This is a genomic window from Wolbachia endosymbiont of Tuta absoluta (genome assembly GCF_059414725.1).
The window spans coordinates 1-483 of the sequence record NZ_JBNRJY010000262.1 but is presented as its reverse complement, the minus strand read 5'-3'; the positions used below and the strand labels follow the sequence as shown (position 1 = coordinate 483).

Here is a 483-nt window from a genome sequence, read left to right as displayed (position 1 = left end):
GTCAGGTAAGGAAGCAGTATTACTACTACCCCCTCCCTTAGAAACGCAGCATGCAGGTTTCCCCACACTACGCTTGAGCCCCTTATCTAAGTTCTTCTTTTCTAGAACCGGCTTGTCCTTCATGATTCCTCAGGAAACATCATTCTTAATGGTGACACCAACAGTAGAGAACCTTCTCTTGAGAAAGAGCTTGCTAACATTCTTGTTCGTTTCACTCTCTCATCAAAATACTTTTTCCATTTTAAGTCAAGGGGATTTGCATCCGCTCTGATTTTAACATGTCGTCTGATAGGTATATCAATCAGCTTAAGCAGTCTTAAATACCGTATCTCTTTTGGTTTGTTCTTGCATATGGGTGCAGCAAAAACCCATTGGCGTTGACCCATTACTTTGAAGTAACGATTCTTTATCCAACGTAATCCTTTACGAGGATGTCTTTTCTTTGCCCATTTCCATAAACTATGCCAAATTTCATTGTCGATC

At 40.6% G+C, this 483-nt stretch carries 1 protein-coding gene; it reads right to left on the bottom strand.

Translation table 11 applies throughout. From position 1 onward, the window contains the following. Window positions 1–119: 119 nt before the first annotated feature. Window positions 120–483, bottom strand: a 364-nt coding sequence (locus tag ACJ5GX_RS02945; RefSeq protein WP_495292685.1) for a group II intron maturase-specific domain-containing protein, incomplete at its 5' end; no start/stop codon positions are given.